Below are 16,548 nucleotides of genomic sequence, written 5' to 3'. Positions count from 1 at the left end.
CCCTAAAAACCAAGACTTGATAACAAATCATCGACTTCGTCTTGAGATGAAACCGCATCGGCTCTTTCATGAGGGTTCAAAATAGGACCTTCAGGTTCGATAGATGGGTTCTTCTTGTCTGTTTTTTGTTCTATTTGGTTAGCCCCAAAGGCAGTGAGAATCTCAACTAGGCGTTTCTCAACTTCATTAACCAGCGTAATAACACGCCGAATTATTTGGCCAGTGAGATCTTGAAAGTCTTGAGCCATCAATATCTCAGTTAACTGACCTCGCAATTCGCTGCTGTTGCCTTCAACTTGTGATAATAGATCATCAATACGGTGACAAAGTGCTTTAAACTCAATGAGATCAATACGCCCATGCATCAACTCATTCCATTGTGGACGCACTTTTAACAAACCTTCGTGAAGGCTGTCAGCGATCGGCATACATCGATCCACTGCATCCATTGTTTTATTCGCAGCCACTTCCGTTTTATCAATTACGTATTGAAGACGATCCCTTGCATCTGGAATTTCGTCATTTGCAATCTCAGCCATGCGTTCATCAAGGTTGAACTGTTTGAGCGATTCATGCAGTTCCCTTGTCAAAGTGCCTATTTCTTGCAGCATTGGATTGCTTGCTTTGTCGTAGGTCTCTTTAAAGAGTTGATTCGCCTGATCTTGCTGTCCATTTTCCAGTAGCTGAACGAGTTCTTTTGCTTGTTCTAATGAAATCATCGATTAGCCTTTTCGCGCATAAATGAATAGAGCACCTTTTGTCTGTGACCACACGCTTTATAAACGCTCGAAAATTTTATCCAGTTTTTCTTTAAGCGTAGCAGCAGTAAAAGGTTTTACGATATAACCATTCACACCTGCTTGAGCAGCCTCGATGATTTGTTCGCGTTTTGCTTCTGCGGTGATCATCAGAACAGGCAGATGCTTAAGTTCTGCGTCTGCTCGGATATTTTTCAACAAATCGATGCCTTGCATGCCCGGCATATTCCAGTCTGTAACCACAAACTCAAAATCACCTTTCTTTAGCATAGGCAACGCTGTCAGGCCATCATCTGCTTCTTGGGTATTATTGAAGCCCAAATCACGAAGTAGATTCTTAACAATACGGCGCATTGTTGAAAAGTCGTCAACAATAAGGATCTTCATGTTTTTATTCAAAATTGCCTCCACTGAGCTCGAAATCAGTGATATTAGTCATTTTGCGTCCAAGAACTTAACTTCGTTCTTAGTCGCTGCATAGATTGGCTTAGTATCTGGCTAACGCGGGATTCGCTAACACCTAGAACTTCACCAATTTCTTTTAAGTTTAGCTCTTCATCATAATAGAGCGAAAGTACCAAAGCTTCACGTTCTGGAAGTGATTTTATTGATTCAACCAATGCTTTACGAAACGATTCATCGGCGACTCCCTTAAATGGCGAGTTGTCTTCATCGTCATCCAGAGGAGAAATTGCATCATCAGAAATACCTAAATCTTCGATTCCGACAATCCGTGAGCAATTAATGTCAGTTAATACAGTATGGTACTGATCCAGCGACATGCCTAAATACTTCGCAACTTCTGTATCAGTTGGGTTTCGGTTTAGCTCACCTTCTAGAACTGAAATTGCATGGGTTATCTCTCGGTTGTGTTTATGAACCGAGCGTGGAACCCAATCACCACGCCGAATATCGTCGAGCATAGCTCCACGAATTCGAATTCCTGCGTAGGTTTCAAAGCTTGCACCTTTACTCCCATCATAATTTTTTTGTGCTTCAAGTAGGCCTATCATACCGGCTTGTATTAGATCTTCGACTAATACGTTTGGTGGCAGGCGACCTGCTAAATGGTGTGCAATACGCTTAACCAATACAGAGTATTTTTCTAAAAATGCTTGTTGGCTCTTTAGGTTTCCGTGTTGGTCATAAGTAAGCGCTTTATTCACCGAATGGTTCCCCTACACTTTCTGTTCTATTTAGCAAACGCTCGACAAAAAATTCCAGATGGCCTGTCGGCGTTCTTGGAATTGGCCACGTTAACGCTTTACTTGCCAACGAGCTGATTGCCAGTGCCGCAGGTGACCGTGGAAACGCATCGACCACTATTTTTTGTTTTTTTACTGCTTGTCGCACTTTATCATCCAAAGGTATGCAAGCAACAAGTTCAAGGCTCACATTTAGGAATCTTTCTGTCACTAAAGTTAATTTAGCAAATAATTCCCGTCCTTCACGATAACTTCTCACCATATTGGCCACAATTTTAAAACGTTGCACTTGGTGTTCACGACTTAAGAGCTTGATCAGCGCGTAAGCGTCGGTGATGGATGTCGGTTCGTCACATACCACGATCACTACATCTTGTGCGGCGCGACAGAAGCTCACGACCATATCAGAAATACCTGCGGCTGTATCGATGAGCAGAATATCCATCTCATCTTCTAAACTGCCAAAGGCGCGTATTAAACCAACATGTTGGGCGTGTGACAACTCTGTCATCGACTGTGTGCCCGAGGTCGCTGGAATTATTCGTATCCCAAAAGGCCCCTCGACGATGGCATCTTTGAGTTCACACTCGCCAGCCAGTACATGCCCTAAGTTTCGCTTCGGGCGTATGCCAAGCATAACATCCACGTTAGCTAAACCTAAGTCTGCATCCAACACCATGACTTTTTTGCCTTGACGAGCCATGCAGATCGCCATGCCGAGTGTCACGTGAGATTTACCCACACCACCTTTACCACCAGTCACAGATATGACTTTGGTCAGTGACGGTTGAGTTAAGCGGCGTAAACCGCTCGCTTGGTCATATATCATATTATTCGCCATATTTGTCCGCCGCCTAGAATCTCTCGGAGTCGCTGCTCCAATAGTGAGGTTCATTCTCTGTCGACTTCTCTAGCAATTCGTTTGCCTTTGCAACCATGTACTTCGGCTGGGCAATCACAATATCTTCTGGTACACGCTGGCCATTCGCGATGTAAGCAACGGGCAGTGCGTTTTGAACCACGACACTCACAAATTCCCCTAAGCTCAATGACTCATCAAGCTTAGTCATAATGCACCCTGAAAGAGGGATCCTTCTAAAGTGCTCGATTGTTTCTTGTAATACTTTTCTTTGTGCCGTTGCAGGCAGAACAAGGTAACTGTGGATGATTTCGCCACTCTCTTGCATCAGGGTATCGAGCTGCTCTGATAACCGAACATCACGCTGCCCCATCCCCGCGGTATCAACTAAAATTAAACGCCGATTTCTTAGCTGATATATTACATCGGCTAACTCACTTGAATCTTTAGCAACTCTTACTGGACAACCCATAATTCGGCCATAAATAGAGAGCTGTTCATGAGCACCGATACGGTAGGTATCTGTGGTGACTAGAGCAACGTTATCAGCGCCATACTCCATAGCGGCGCGAGCGGCTAGTTTAGCAATGGTGGTGGTTTTACCAACCCCTGTTGGGCCTAATAGCGCAACCACACCACCACGTTTCAGAATATCTTGTTTGGAAACAGGGATTTGATCAGCCACTAAGCCAAGCAGCGCCTTCCAAGCTTTAGTTGGAGCCGTATCTTCTGGGATATAGCACGCAAGCTGGTCAGCCAGTTCTTGTGAAACCCCCATACGCTCAAGTCTTTTAATGAGCATGGCACGCAAAGGCTCTCGACGCTCAACTTCTTGCCACATTAATCCTGAAACTTGATGTTCTAACAAGCGGCGTATTGAGGTCATCTCTTCACGCATGTTTTCCAGCTCTGGGTTCGAAACACTCGCCTCTTGCGTTGGGTAACGATCATAACGCGACGGATCTAGCTTCGGCGTTTGACGGGTGGACGCTCTTCTATCCTCTGCAATTAACTTCGCTAATGGCGAATCGGCTCGTAACTCTGCACTACCGTGTCCTGAGTTGGTGTTAGATGAACCCGATTGACGTTGCAATAATGCAGAGAGCGAATCTTCATTTTCGGCGTGATAGTCCGAATCTGAGCCACTTGGTGCGCTGTACTGCTTTAACATATTTGCAAAACGTTTGGTCATTGAACGCCCAGAATCTGCGCTGTTTTGCAGGCTGACTCGATCATCATCCAACTCACGAGAGGATTTGTTCAAAGACGGGGTGACTTGGGTGTAACCTTGTTGTCTAGGCTGCGAATTATAGCGCTTGGCACTGTTTTGCTGGGTGGGCTGTTCACCATCCACAGCGGCAACGATTTCCACACCACCCGCGACTTTTTTATTCGACATGATCACCGCTTCCGCACCAAGCTCTTCTTTCACTTGCAGCAGCGCTGTTCGCATATCTTTGGCAAAAAATCGTTTTATTTTCAAAGCAGATATCCGTGTTAAATGGCTAAAGCCCGATTAGGTAACAACAGTTTCGTTAGTTACCAACGGCTTGAACAATCCGAATTTGTTTCTCGTCAGGTATTTCTTGATAAGAGAGCACACGCAAATTAGGTATCGTGTTTTTCACAAACTTCGCCAAAGTTGAACGAAGCACACCAGACGTGAGTAACACGGCGGGCTCACCTTTCAATTCTTGTTCTTGCGTTGCATGGCTCAGTGCAGCTTGTAGACGCTCTGCTAAGCCTGGCTCAATACCTGCCGATTCTCCTCCTGACGCCTGCATGGTTTGATGCAATATTTGTTCCAGCTCAGGAATCAGTGTTATCACTGGTAGTTCAGGTTCTATACCATTGATTTCTTGGACGATTAAACGCTTCAATGAGATTCGAACGGCAGCCGTTAGGATGTCAGGTTCTTGACTCCGCCCAGAATACTCCGCCAAAGTTTGTATTATGGTTCGAATATCTCGGATTGGAATCGCTTCATTGAGTAGGTTTTGCAGTACCTTAACGACTGTACCCAACGGCAGTTGATCTGGAACGAAATTTTCAACTAGCCTTGGCGCTGAGCGACCCAGCATTTCAATTAAGTTTTGAACCTCTTCATGACCAATCAGTTGCGAGGCGTTATTAGTGAGAAGCTGACTCAAATGAGTGGCGAGTACGGTCGATGAGTCCACAACTGTGTAACCGAGAGCTTGTGCGTGTTCACGTTGTTCTTCACGGATCCAAACCGCTTCAAGGCCGAATGCAGGGTCGAGTGTGCGTTCACCGTCAATAACACCATAGACTTGACCAGGGTTAATCGCCAGTTCTTGATCTGGGCGGATCTCCGCTTCACCAACAGCAACCCCCATTAAGGTAATGCGATAACTATTGGGTGTTAATTCTAAATTGTCACGAATATGCACTGCGGGGATGAGAAAGCCAAAGTCTTGCGACAGTTTTTTCCGAACACCTTTTACGCGTTCGAGCAGCTCTCCACCTTGATCTCGGTCCACCAGCGGTATCAATCGATAGCCCACTTCTAAGCCAATCACATCAACGGGTTGAACATCATCCCAAGAGAGCTCTTTTTGAGTGGGTGCTTCGTTGTCCACTTTTGCAGGCAGTTTCTTTTCATCGGCGGTTTTTTTCTGTTTGCGTATCATCCAATACGCGCAACCACCCGCTAATGCGGCTAGCAGTAAGAAAGCAAAGTGAGGCATACCCGGCACAATGCCCATGATGCCGAGAATACAAGCGGTAATCATCAATGCTTTAGGGTTGTCAAACAGTTGGAAGACGACTTGCTCTCCCATATCTTCATCGGTATTTTGACGGGTAACCATCATGGCAGCACCAATCGAAAGCAGCAATGAGGGGATCTGAGCCACTAAGCCGTCACCAATGGTCAGCAGTGTGTAGATTTGGATCGCTTCTTTAAACCCCAACCCATATTGCGCCATACCAATCGATAAGCCGCCAATAATGTTGATGAACAAAATTAAGATCCCAGCAATCGCATCCCCTTTAACAAATTTTGACGCACCGTCCATTGAACCGTAGAAATCCGCTTCTTTGGTTACTTCGAAACGTCGTAGCCGCGCTTGGTCTTGATCGATTAAACCCGCATTTAAGTCCGCATCTATGGCCATTTGCTTACCCGGCAAGGCATCTAGGGTAAAGCGAGCACTCACCTCAGAAATACGTCCCGCACCTTTGGTTACTACCATGAAGTTGATGATCATCAAGATCAAAAACACCACTAAACCAACGGCGTAGTTACCACCGATCACCACACTACCAAACGCTTCAATGACGTTACCAGCCGCCCCAGGGCCTTCATGACCATACAATAAAACCACACGGGTTGAAGCAACGTTCAAGGCTAGTCGAAGTAAGGTTGCAATAAGCAAAACCGTAGGAAAAGCAGCAAAATCAAGCGGTCTACGGGTATAGACAGTGACGAGTAACACCACCATCGATAAGGCAATGTTAAAAGTGAAAAACAGATCCAATAGGAAGGCTGGGATCGGTAAAACGACCATAGCCAACGTGGCCAATACCATAACCGGCGCACCGATTGCTGGCATACTTCGCTGCGGTATTGATGGCAATTTATCTGCAAATGGGAGAGTAAATTTCATAGGTTAGCAAGCAATCTGTTGATAAATATCTATAAATGCGACAATGCGTTAACTCGGCGATGCAATTTTTAGTCCAGCAAAACAGTCAAAATAATGGCTACATTAGTAAAGGCAATAACCCTTCACTTAACGTAGCCTAGTTATTCAAATTACGTGAACTTCTTTTACTTTGAATGGTGGTTTAAGGATTAATACTCCAGATCTGCTGTCCTTTACACAACTCTCTATCATATTCGATACCAATCAGGCCGGATGTGGGGAACATTGGAGGGACTAAATCGGTAACAAATTCAGCCGCGAGATAGCCAACTAACGGTAAATGAGACACCAGCAGCACTGATTCGATTTGTTCTACATCGGCCAAGGCAGAGACATACTCAAATACCACTTCCGCTTTCCCATAAGGTGTGATGTCATCACAGGTCACAACATCATCGGCATTAAAATAAGAGGCTATCGCAGCCCAAGTTTGCTGCGCCCGTAAGTAAGGGCTTACCAATACTTTATCTACATGGCGAAGATCTTGCTTTTCACAAGCGCGAGCCACAGCAACAGACTCACGAAGACCTCTTTCGGTTAAGGCCCTTTGTGCATCACTCGCTGCATAATGTTCAGCTTCTCCGTGACGCATAATAAAAATCTTCATTACTCATTCCTAGTGGTTATTATCTATGCCGTCTAGGCGGCTTTATTCTCGATTATATCAGGCAACCAAGCAAAGACTTCGACACTGTTAACAGTCTATTAAAAAGTCTCCTGAAGGACTAAAATGGCACTTCGCTCATAAAATCATTGCTTGAAATTTGCACCTAACCGTTTCAACGCCATAATTAAAAAAGCCTTTTCTGTGGAGAGTCACTGTGCATTTAAGCCCTAACGACACCAACCAATACCGCTACATTACGTTAACTAATGGTCTGAGAACATTACTTATTCAAGCGGATGATGCACAAAAGTCAGCCGCTGCTTTAGCGATTAATGTGGGGCATTTTGATGACCCTGAAGACAGAGAAGGTCTTGCCCACTATCTGGAACACATGCTGTTTTTAGGCACAGAAAAGTACCCGAAAATTGGTGAGTTTCAAAGTTTTATTAATCAACATGGTGGCAGCAATAACGCATGGACTGGTACAGAGCACACCTGTTTTTTCTTTGATGTAAGCCCAAATCATTTTGAAAAAGCCTTGGACCGATTCAGCCAATTCTTTTGTGCCCCCTTGTTTAATGAAGAAGCTCTGGATAAAGAACGTCAAGCGGTGGATTCTGAATTTAAACTCAAACAGAATGATGATTCGAGAAGGCTCTATCAGGTTCAAAAAGAAACCATTAATCCGCAACACCCGTTTGCTAAATTTTCAGTGGGTAATTTAGAAACGCTGTGTGATAGAAATGGTGTCTCTATCCGTGAAGAAATTGTCCGTTTTCACCATGAAAATTACTCGGCTGATTTGATGACGCTCTCGCTAGCAGGCCCACAGACACTTGATGAGTTAGAGCAGTGGGCAAGAGATGAATTTTCCTCCATCCCAAATAAACAGCTCGGCCCGAAAAAAATAGAGGTGCCTTTTGTTTTAGACGCGCACCGAGGCGTCTTGATTCAAATCGAGCCACGAAAAGAGATCCGCAAACTGATTTTAAGCTTCCCTGCCCCAAGCACGGATGACTTTTATCATGTCAAACCTCTCTCTTATTTCGCCCATCTCATCGGTTACGAAGGTGAAGGCAGTTTAATGCTGGCATTAAAAGAGAAAGGTTGGATCACGTCCTTATCGGCTGGAGGCGGCGCGAGTGGCAGCAATTATCGTGAGTTTTCGATAAGTTTTAGCCTGACACATGAAGGCGTAAAACAGGTCGATAACATCATCCAGTCACTCTTTACTCAGATTAAATTAATCGCAGATCAGGGGCTAAACGAATGGCGTTACCTTGAGAAAAGAGCGGTGCTTGAATCGGCTTTTCGCTTTCAAGAAACGACAAGGCCATTAGACATGGTCAGCCATTTAGTGGTTAATATGCAGCACTATCAGCCGCAAGACACCATCTATGGCGATTACATGATGGCGGGCTACAACGAATCGCTACTTAAGCAAGCACTTCATTATTTAACTCCTGAAAATCTACGCGCCACGTTAATTGCTAAAGATGGGTATTACGATAAGAAAGCGAAATGGTATTTTACACCTTATTCAATTACTCCATTATCGGCGTCACAACTTGCAGCATTCGCAACCCCTTGCGACATTGAAACAAACTTACCGCCACTCAATCCTTTTATCTGTTACGACTTAGACCCAAAACCGTTAGAGCCTTCAACGTCTTTACACCCGGAAATCATTGAAGAGTTACCAGGCTTTCGTTTATGGCATCTACAAGACCATGAATTTAGAGTGCCTAAAGGGGTAATTTACATCGCGATTGATAGCCCCATCTCGGTAGCCACTGCTCGAAATATTGTTAAAACACGTCTCTGTGTGGAAATGTTTTTAGACTCGCTGGCCACGGAAACTTATCAAGCAGAAATTGCTGGGATGAGTTACAACATGTACGCTCATCAAGGCGGCGTCACCCTGATGCTTTCTGGTTTTAGCGAAAAACAACCACAGTTAATGGAGATGATTCTCGCACGCTTTGCTAAACGTGATTTTAGCCTAAAACGCTTTAACACCATCAAGCAACAACTGCTTCGTAACTGGCAAAACACCACTAAAGATCGTCCAATTTCGCAGCTTTTCAATGCAATGACGGGTATTTTACAACCCAACAACCCTCCTTATGAAACGCTACTTGGTGCCTTAAAACAGATAGAAGTCGATGAGCTCAGTGATTTCGTAGAACAAATATTAGCGCAACTTCATGTTGAGATGTTTGTCTATGGCGACTGGTTAAGAAGTGATGCACAAGCGATGGCAGATACGCTTAAAAATGCATTACGAGTCAAAGATCAACAGTACGAGGAATCATTAAGACCACTCGTCATGCTCGGAGAGAGTGGGACTTTTCAAAAAGAGGTTCACTGCGATCAAGAAGATTCTGCTGTGGTGGTCTATTATCAGTGCAATGATGCCGCACCGCGCAGCATCGCCTTATATTCATTAGCTAATCACTTGATGTCCGCTACATTTTTTCATGAAATTCGTACTAAGCAGCAACTTGGTTATATGGTCGGAACGGGCAACATGCCATTAAACCGTCACCCAGGCATCGTACTCTACGTCCAGTCACCGAATGCTGCGCCTTATGAGCTGATTAGCGCTGTAGATGAATTTTTAAATGCTTTTTACATGGTGCTGCTGGAGCTCAACGAATACCAGTGGCACAGCAGTAAACGTGGTTTATGGAATCAAATTTCAACCCCCGACCCCACCCTTCGCAGCCGTGCGCAAAGACTTTGGGTTGCTATCGGCAATAAAGATGCGGGCTTTGATCAAAGAGAGCAGGTTTTGAGTGAACTGAAATCACTCAGCCGCAGTGATATGATTCGCTTTGTGGTCAATGAGCTAAAACCAAGGACCGCCAATCGACTGATCATGCACAGCCAAGGAAACGCACATCAAACGGTTCAGAAACTCAGTTTAGGGCAAGAAATTGGCTCAATTGAAGCGTTCCAGCTTCGGCCTAAAAGCTATAACTTAGGGTAACAGTACTTCATCGCCATCAGAGCAATTTATCTTTGCTCTGATTTTACGATCTCTTTTAAAGAGTGGGGATGCAGTTTAATACACACGCCTTGCCACTTAAATGCAACCGTCGGGTTATGTAATCGCTCTCCTTCCCCTTTTGGACTGGACAATTTAACTTGAACACCTTGAGTGTCTAATGTTGTCCAGCATTCTTTTAATCGTGGGTAAACCGACAGTATATCCTGCAAATAGGCTTGCGCGGTTTGTGCCTCAGATGGCACCACAAATTCCACATGCTCCCAGCTCTGCTCTGGGTAAATTTTCCCCTCGGCAGGGTAAGGCAATTCCAAACATTCTATTGACCAACCATTAGCCGATAGCGGTACCGCAAATTCAATCACAATGATAGGACGGCCATTTATCTGAGCACTCGATATTTCTCGTCCTTCCTCCAGCCATGCCGCATGTGCTAATGACGCTAATTTACGATCATTAATGCGCAGTGCAATGTGGTCAGCTTGATTTGTGGATAAATCAATATGCAAAATTTTGGTTAATTCTTGAATTTTATGCATAAATTTATCTAAATTCTGCTTAAGCTGTTCAGGATGAAGCGCTGCATTCTTTAATGGTTCAAGCATTTAAATGGTCCAAAATGATGATTATCGTCTAATAGTACCAACAACTCTTCGAAAAGTAGAAAATTTCCTAATTTAGTCCCTATAAGCGCCTCAATAAAATTGGTATTATGTGCGCCAAATGATGAACAAAATTAAGATATGTATTGGCACTAAATGGTGAATAAAATGCATACCTTTGCAATTCCAAGAATTAAAGGAAACGCGTGTGAATATCCAAGCACTGATTAATGACAAAGTATCTCAGGCTCTTGAAGCCGCAGGCGCACCAGCTGGCAGTCCTGCTGCTGTTCGCCAATCGGCCAAAGCGCAATTTGGTGACTATCAAGCCAATGGCATTATGGGCGTAGCTAAGCAACTGGGTACCAACCCGCGAGAATTTGCTCAAAAAGTATTGGATGTTCTGGACCTCGATGGCATTGCGAGCAAAACGGAAATTGCAGGCCCAGGTTTTATCAACATTTTCCTCAGTGAAGCGTTTCTTGCTAAACAAGCTGATATCGCCCTAGCAGATGAGCACCTTGGCGTAACAAAAGAAGCGCAGAAGACGATCGTCGCAGACTACTCAGCGCCTAACGTTGCCAAAGAGATGCATGTAGGTCACTTACGCTCAACCATTATTGGTGACGCTGTTGTGCGTACCTTGGAATTTTTAGGCCATAAAGTGATCCGCGCCAACCACATCGGTGACTGGGGCACGCAATTTGGTATGTTGATAGCCAACCTTGAACGTGTGCAGCAAGAATCTGGTAACGAAGTTTCAATGGAACTTTCCGATCTTGAAGCTTTCTATCGTGAGTCAAAAAAACTCTACGACGAAGATGAAGTGTTTGCCGCTAAAGCACGAAATTATGTGGTCAAACTACAAAGCGGTGACGAATTCTGCGCTCAAATGTGGAAAAAATTGGTGGACATCACCATGATCCAAAACCAGCGTAACTATGATCGTTTGAATGTTTCGCTCACGCGCGATGATGTGATGGGCGAAAGCATGTACAACGACATGTTGCCCGGCATCGTAGCCGATTTAAAAGAAAAAGGTTTGGCGCAAGAAGATGATGGCGCACAAGTCGTTTTTCTTGAAGAATACAAAAATAAAGATGGCGAGCCGATGGGCGTTATCATCCAAAAACGTGATGGCGGCTTCTTATACACCACAACCGATATCGCGTGTGCAAAATACCGTTATGAAACCTTGGGTGCGGACCGTGTGCTGTACTTTATCGACTCGCGTCAACATCAGCACCTAATGCAAGCATGGACGATTGTCCGCAAAGCGGGCTATGTACCTGACGAAGTGACTCTTGAGCACCACGCCTTTGGTATGATGCTAGGCAAAGATGGCCGCCCCTTCAAAACTCGTGCTGGCGGTACTGTTCGTCTGGCCGATCTTCTCGATGAAGCTCAAGAGCGTGCCGCTAAATTAATTGAGTCCAAAAACCCTGATTTAGACGCCGCAGAAAAAGCCAACATTGCCAATACTGTCGCGATGGCCGCAGTGAAATACGCTGATCTTTCTAAGCACCGTACTACCGATTACGTGTTTGACTGGGACAACATGTTGGCATTTGAAGGTAACACTGCACCTTACATGCAGTATGCCTACACACGTGTTGCGTCAATTTTTGCTAAAGCAGGCGTATCGATGGATAACCTGACAGGTGAAATTAAAGTCACACAAGAGAAAGAAAAAGCTTTGATTGCGAAACTTCTGCAGTTTGAAGAAGCGGTACAAGCTGTTGCCCGCGAAGGCCAACCTCACATTATGTGTAGCTACCTATTTGAATTAGCTGGCCAATTCTCTAGCTTCTATGAAGCATGCCCAATCTTAGTCGCTGAAGATGAAAGTGTGAAACAAAGCCGCCTAAAACTGGCTGCGTTGACAGCAAAAACCATCAAGCAAGGTTTGTCGCTACTCGGTATTAATACATTAGAACGTATGTAACGACAGCTATGAGTGAATGAAAGGGTTGACCATGGTCAGCCTTTTCTTTTATCGGTGATAACATCCGTGCAAGTGAGATTGACATGAATTTTGAACTCCACCCGCAACTGGCCAAAGACACTTCCGTCATTGGTGAATTTCCTCTTTGCTTAGCCTTACTCCATAAAGATAATGCCGTACCTTGGATTATTCTGGTGCCTAAACGTGCCAATTTGAAAGAGCTGCATCATCTACCAATGCAGGAACAGCAACAATTTTTATGCGAATCTCAAGCCGTTAGCCAAGCTCTTGAAGCCACGTTTTGTCCAGATAAACTCAATTTAGGTGCGCTGGGTAACATGGTTCCTCAGCTCCATATTCACCATGTTGCTCGATTTAAAAATGACATAGCATGGCCTGGGCCTATCTGGGGCAATACTCAAGGGATAGTGAGAGCCGAACAAGAACAGCAAGCGATCTTAACCAGAATCCAAAATGTTCTATCACTGAGTTCTATTTTTAGAAAAGGATAAACGTCGTCTCTCACACCATATATTAGGTAAAAGTTTGAAAGCCGCTGACATCAGCGGCTTTCGTTTATCAGACAGAATGCCTAGCATCAATTATGACTAAAGTACGACAGTCAAAGACAGCCCGTTATTTCGGTTAAGCCCATAACGCACTCTTGTTACGCGGTTAGCCTTGTTGGTATCGATAGTGCGCGACAACACACCTTTTCGTATCCACACGGCTAACATAGCGTCAACGCCGTCCTCACTGAGCGAAAACTTTTTCGCAATCGCCGAGCGGCTAACGATCCCATTATCTTCAATGTAGCGCTTTAACTCATTTAATATCATGCCACTTGTACCTCAAGCACCGTTTTCTGCTGGAGTCCTTTTCGCTTAAGCATTTTAAAGGTCAACAAACTCGCCATAACAATGGCAATAATCCACGTTAAACTTTCGACAGGGGTTTCGGTGATCCTTGTCGCTTGGTAATAAAGCGCGGCGCCACCATACGCAAGCCCCATCGTCCATACTGCGATAAAACGAGCGTAATTTGCCCCAAACTCACGAACATAAGCCCCCATGGCTGCAACGCAAGGCGTGTAAAGCAAAATGAAGAGAAGGTAGGCAAATGCGGCATGACCAGTGACAAAGTGCTGTTTCAAATTACCAAAGATTGAGGCATCTACGGCTTGCTCTTCAGCCACTGCGCTACTGTCTGTCAAGTCTCCGACTTCGATACCGAGCGGATCAGAGAAGCTTAATCCCGTTAGGTTTTCTGGAATAGACATAACCGCTTCTTGTAGGCTCGCCATTAGGTCATATTCACTTTCATCACCTTCAGCAGAGGTATATAAATTGTTTAATGTTCCGACTACCGCTTCTTTTGCAAAAATACCCGTGATGATACCCACTGTCGCTGGCCAGTTATCTTGATTGATACCAATAGGAGCAAATACCGGAGTAACCACTTGAGCCACTTTTGATAACACGGAGTTGTCACTATCTTCATTACCAAAGCTACCATCAGTACCAACTGAATTGAGGAAGCTTAAGATCATAACGACGATGACAATCGTTTTCCCTGCACCGAGAACAAAACGTTTTAATTTCTGCCATGTTTTGATCATGACGTTTTGTACCGTTGGGATCTCGTAATCTGGCATCTCCATCACTAGGCTGTCACTTGAACCCGGATAGAGCGTATGCTTCAAAACCAAACCAGTGAACACTGCGGCTAAAATGCCCAATAAATAAAGAGCAAAAACTACATTTTGACCGCTTTCAGGGAAAAACGCCGCAGCAAATAGCGCATACACTGGCAAACGTGCACCACATGACATAAAGGGTGCCATCGATGCCGCTAATTTACGTTCACGTTCTTGATCTAGAGTTCGGGTCGCCATAATCGCGGGAACGTTACAACCAAATCCTAAAACAAGCGGAACAAACGCTTTACCCGGTAGGCCTATCTTCTGCATCACTTTATCTAAAACAAAAGCCGCGCGAGACATATAGCCTGAACTTTCGAGTACAGCTAAAAATAAGTACAAACAAGCGATAACTGGGATAAATGTGGCGACGGTTTGAATACCTCCGCCAAGGCCATCGGCTAATAATGTCACTAGCCAAATAGGCAAATGATCATCCAGTAAGTGGTGCCCACCATCAACCAATAACGCCCCGACGCCAATGTCGAAGAAATCAATGAAAGCGCTCCCAATATTGATCGAGAACATAAACATTAAGTACATAACCACAAAGAAAAACGGTACACCCACCCATTTATTTAAAATCAGCTTATCCGCTTTTTGTGTAAAACTGTGGCTTAGTTTCCCTTCTGTTTTGCGGATCTGCTGGCACTGTTCATGCAAAAATGTGTATTTGGTATCAGCGACATGCAGATCAATATCCAAACCACTTTGCAATTGCTCTTTCTGGATAAGCTCACGCTGCACTTCTGGTAATCCATTAATCACCAAAAGATCATTTTCTAAAGCACGAATAGCCAATGCGCGAGGTGCCACTTGCTTATGTTGAAAAATAGTGGCTAATTTTCCGATCGATTGTTCAAATGCACTACCGTAATCCAATAGCAGTTCTTTAAGAGCTACGCCTTGCAGCAGTACTTTATGCAGCTTTTCTTTGAATCGACTCACCTGCTCTTTACTGGTAGCCGAAAGCATAAAAACGGGGCAACCTAGAACTTTCTCAAGTTGTTGAATGTCTAGGCTTTGACGCTCTCTTTTTAAAGCGTCCATTTTATTCAAAACCACAATCATTGGACGCCCGAGCTCTCTCAATTGAAGCGTCATATAGAGACTGCGCTCCAAACACGTCACGTCCACAACGTTAATGATTAAATCAGCAGGATGTGTAAGAACCGCTCTAGAGGCAATGGATTCGTCAATGCTGTTACTGTCATTCCCGCTGTCAAGTGCGTAGATGCCCGGCAAATCCGTTAGTATGAATTCATCTCCAGAATGAGTGTAGCGACCCGTTTTTTTCTCAACTGTAACACCAGCCCAGTTACCGACTTGTTGCTTAGAACCAGTCAGCCCATTAAATAACGTTGTTTTGCCACTATTAGGGTTACCAACGGTTAGAATTTGATATCGCACTACGCTCTCTCCACTTCAATACAAGCGGCTATATTTTCACGTACCGCTAAAGAGACGCCTCTCACTTCAAGTTGAAGTGGATCTCCCATAGGAGCTCTTCTGATTAACGTAACAGTAGTTAGAGGCAGCAAGCCCATCACCATCAATTTTTTACGAATGTCATTTGGAAGTTGATTGAACGCGACAATGCTCGCACTATCCCCTTCATTTAATTGAGATAATTTCATCTATCTTGCTCTCAATGGTAGTGGTAATGAGAAATATTTTTATTAACAGGCGAATGATACACGCGCTAACCCTCTATTTTATTGCGTGAAATCAAAGATTGCATAAATCCATCACGTTGTTTTCGGTAAATAAACTGACGTTAAAAACGTTAAAAAATTATCAGGCACAAATGAGCTCAACATAAAAAAATAAACAAAAACAGGAAAAGCCAAAATAAACCATTAAAATCAATCAGTTAATGTTAATTATGTATTTTGTCGTTTTTCTTATACTAGGTTGTCGTTAATTTTATAAATGAAATAAGTCCTTTGCCATATAGTAAATCCATCGAAAGGAATTACTCCTTAGATACAAATTCCAGAGGTGGTACGGGTGTTACTCGTATCACTCCGGCAGCAAGCGAAGGTGTCATTGACACCCGTGGTATAGTCCCCCCGGCTATACCACGATCTTTTTTTTCTACTCATCTCATCTTTACCGCAACACAATCACCGACCCAGCCTGTTTATTGAGTAAGTGCTATTCCCAAAATAAATTGATATTACGACTTTGAGTAT

14 protein-coding genes are annotated in these 16,548 nt (G+C 44.2%); 3 read left to right on the top strand and 11 right to left on the bottom strand.

Annotated features, from left to right (window positions below; all coding sequences use genetic code 11):
• Nucleotides 1-2: 2 nt before the first annotated feature.
• The 7 genes from AACR75_RS12110 to sixA form a co-directional block, all read right to left on the bottom strand.
• Nucleotides 3-719 carry a protein phosphatase CheZ gene (locus AACR75_RS12110; protein WP_017045236.1) on the bottom strand — a complete coding sequence of 239 codons (717 nt, stop codon included), beginning with the start codon at nt 717-719 and terminating at the stop codon, nt 3-5.
• Nucleotides 720-776: 57 nt separating this feature from the next.
• Nucleotides 777-1,145 carry a chemotaxis response regulator CheY gene (gene cheY / locus AACR75_RS12105; protein WP_033197405.1) on the bottom strand — a complete coding sequence of 123 codons (369 nt, stop codon included), beginning with the start codon at nt 1,143-1,145 and terminating at the stop codon, nt 777-779.
• A 44-nt stretch (nt 1,146-1,189) separates the two neighbouring features.
• Entirely contained in the window at nt 1,190-1,924 is a 735-nt protein-coding gene (locus AACR75_RS12100; RefSeq protein ID WP_010318887.1) for an RNA polymerase sigma factor FliA, read from the bottom strand.
• Nucleotides 1,917-2,804: a MinD/ParA family protein gene (locus AACR75_RS12095; protein ID WP_010318888.1), complete on the bottom strand. Its 888-nt coding sequence runs from the start codon at nt 2,802-2,804 to the stop codon at nt 1,917-1,919. The genes AACR75_RS12100 and AACR75_RS12095 overlap by 8 nt, the downstream gene beginning before the upstream one ends.
• A 13-nt stretch (nt 2,805-2,817) precedes the next feature.
• Nucleotides 2,818-4,305 carry a flagellar biosynthesis protein FlhF gene (gene flhF / locus AACR75_RS12090; RefSeq protein WP_017042531.1) on the bottom strand — a complete coding sequence of 496 codons (1,488 nt, stop codon included), beginning with the start codon at nt 4,303-4,305 and terminating at the stop codon, nt 2,818-2,820.
• Nucleotides 4,306-4,357: 52 nt separating this feature from the next.
• Nucleotides 4,358-6,451 (bottom strand): flagellar biosynthesis protein FlhA, encoded by a 2,094-nt coding sequence (gene flhA / locus AACR75_RS12085; RefSeq protein ID WP_013856364.1) that lies wholly within the window; start codon nt 6,449-6,451, stop codon nt 4,358-4,360.
• A gap of 181 nt (nt 6,452-6,632) precedes the next feature.
• Nucleotides 6,633-7,097: a phosphohistidine phosphatase SixA gene (gene sixA / locus AACR75_RS12080; RefSeq protein ID WP_013856363.1), complete on the bottom strand. Its 465-nt coding sequence runs from the start codon at nt 7,095-7,097 to the stop codon at nt 6,633-6,635.
• 214 nt (nt 7,098-7,311) lie between these two features.
• On the opposite strand from sixA, the gene AACR75_RS12075 reads away from it, so the two are divergent.
• The gene (locus AACR75_RS12075; RefSeq protein ID WP_047687818.1) at nt 7,312-10,089 is read left to right on the top strand and encodes an insulinase family protein; all 2,778 of its coding nucleotides are present in this window, start codon (nt 7,312-7,314) and stop codon (nt 10,087-10,089) included.
• A 26-nt stretch (nt 10,090-10,115) separates the two neighbouring features.
• On the opposite strand, the gene AACR75_RS12070 is transcribed toward AACR75_RS12075, so the two are convergent.
• Nucleotides 10,116-10,712 carry a VOC family protein gene (locus tag AACR75_RS12070; protein ID WP_047687817.1) on the bottom strand — a complete coding sequence of 199 codons (597 nt, stop codon included), beginning with the start codon at nt 10,710-10,712 and terminating at the stop codon, nt 10,116-10,118.
• Between the two features lie 205 nt (nt 10,713-10,917).
• Between AACR75_RS12070 and argS the strand changes: the two genes are divergently transcribed.
• Nucleotides 10,918-12,654, top strand: coding sequence for an arginine--tRNA ligase (gene argS, locus AACR75_RS12065; protein ID WP_047687816.1), 1,737 nt, complete (start codon nt 10,918-10,920; stop codon nt 12,652-12,654).
• Nucleotides 12,655-12,737: 83 nt separating this feature from the next.
• Nucleotides 12,738-13,166: an HIT family protein gene (locus AACR75_RS12060; RefSeq protein ID WP_013856359.1), complete on the top strand. Its 429-nt coding sequence runs from the start codon at nt 12,738-12,740 to the stop codon at nt 13,164-13,166.
• A 96-nt stretch (nt 13,167-13,262) separates the two neighbouring features.
• Here the strand turns inward: AACR75_RS12060 and AACR75_RS12055 are convergent, their stop codons facing one another.
• The 3 genes from AACR75_RS12055 to AACR75_RS12045 are packed head-to-tail and all read right to left on the bottom strand — an operon-like array spanning nt 13,263 to nt 15,990.
• Entirely contained in the window at nt 13,263-13,493 is a 231-nt protein-coding gene (locus AACR75_RS12055) for a FeoC-like transcriptional regulator (protein ID WP_047687815.1), read from the bottom strand.
• Nucleotides 13,490-15,763: a Fe(2+) transporter permease subunit FeoB gene (gene feoB, locus AACR75_RS12050; protein ID WP_047687814.1), complete on the bottom strand. Its 2,274-nt coding sequence runs from the start codon at nt 15,761-15,763 to the stop codon at nt 13,490-13,492. Before feoB ends, AACR75_RS12055 begins: the two co-directional genes overlap by 4 nt.
• Nucleotides 15,763-15,990 (bottom strand): FeoA family protein, encoded by a 228-nt coding sequence (locus AACR75_RS12045; protein WP_013856356.1) that lies wholly within the window; start codon nt 15,988-15,990, stop codon nt 15,763-15,765. The genes feoB and AACR75_RS12045 overlap by 1 nt, the downstream gene beginning before the upstream one ends.
• Between the last annotated feature and the right edge of the window lie 558 nt (nt 15,991-16,548).

The sequence above is a fragment of the Vibrio sp. ZOR0018 genome (genome assembly GCF_963865925.1).
Classification (GTDB): Bacteria; Pseudomonadota; Gammaproteobacteria; order Enterobacterales; family Vibrionaceae; genus Vibrio; species Vibrio anguillarum.
The sequence above is the reverse complement of the archived record's forward strand: the minus strand, read 5'-3'. Positions and strand labels throughout refer to the sequence as shown.

Excerpts from the sequence above, each read along its gene's own strand:
- AACR75_RS12045 (WP_013856356.1), bottom strand. The coding sequence starts at position 15,990 with ATGAAATTATCTCAATTAAATGAAGGGGATAGTGCGAGCATTGTCGCG.
- AACR75_RS12070 (WP_047687817.1), bottom strand. The coding sequence starts at position 10,712 with ATGCTTGAACCATTAAAGAATGCAGCGCTTCATCCTGAACAGCTTAAG.
- sixA (WP_013856363.1), bottom strand. The coding sequence starts at position 7,097 with ATGAAGATTTTTATTATGCGTCACGGAGAAGCTGAACATTATGCAGCG.
- AACR75_RS12060 (WP_013856359.1), top strand. The coding sequence starts at position 12,738 with ATGAATTTTGAACTCCACCCGCAACTGGCCAAAGACACTTCCGTCATT.
- cheY (WP_033197405.1), bottom strand. The coding sequence starts at position 1,145 with ATGAAGATCCTTATTGTTGACGACTTTTCAACAATGCGCCGTATTGTT.
- AACR75_RS12095 (WP_010318888.1), bottom strand. The coding sequence starts at position 2,804 with ATGGCGAATAATATGATATATGACCAAGCGAGCGGTTTACGCCGCTTA.
- flhA (WP_013856364.1), bottom strand. The coding sequence starts at position 6,451 with ATGAAATTTACTCTCCCATTTGCAGATAAATTGCCATCAATACCGCAG.
- AACR75_RS12110 (WP_017045236.1), bottom strand. The coding sequence starts at position 719 with ATGATTTCATTAGAACAAGCAAAAGAACTCGTTCAGCTACTGGAAAAT.
- AACR75_RS12055 (WP_047687815.1), bottom strand. The coding sequence starts at position 13,493 with ATGATATTAAATGAGTTAAAGCGCTACATTGAAGATAATGGGATCGTT.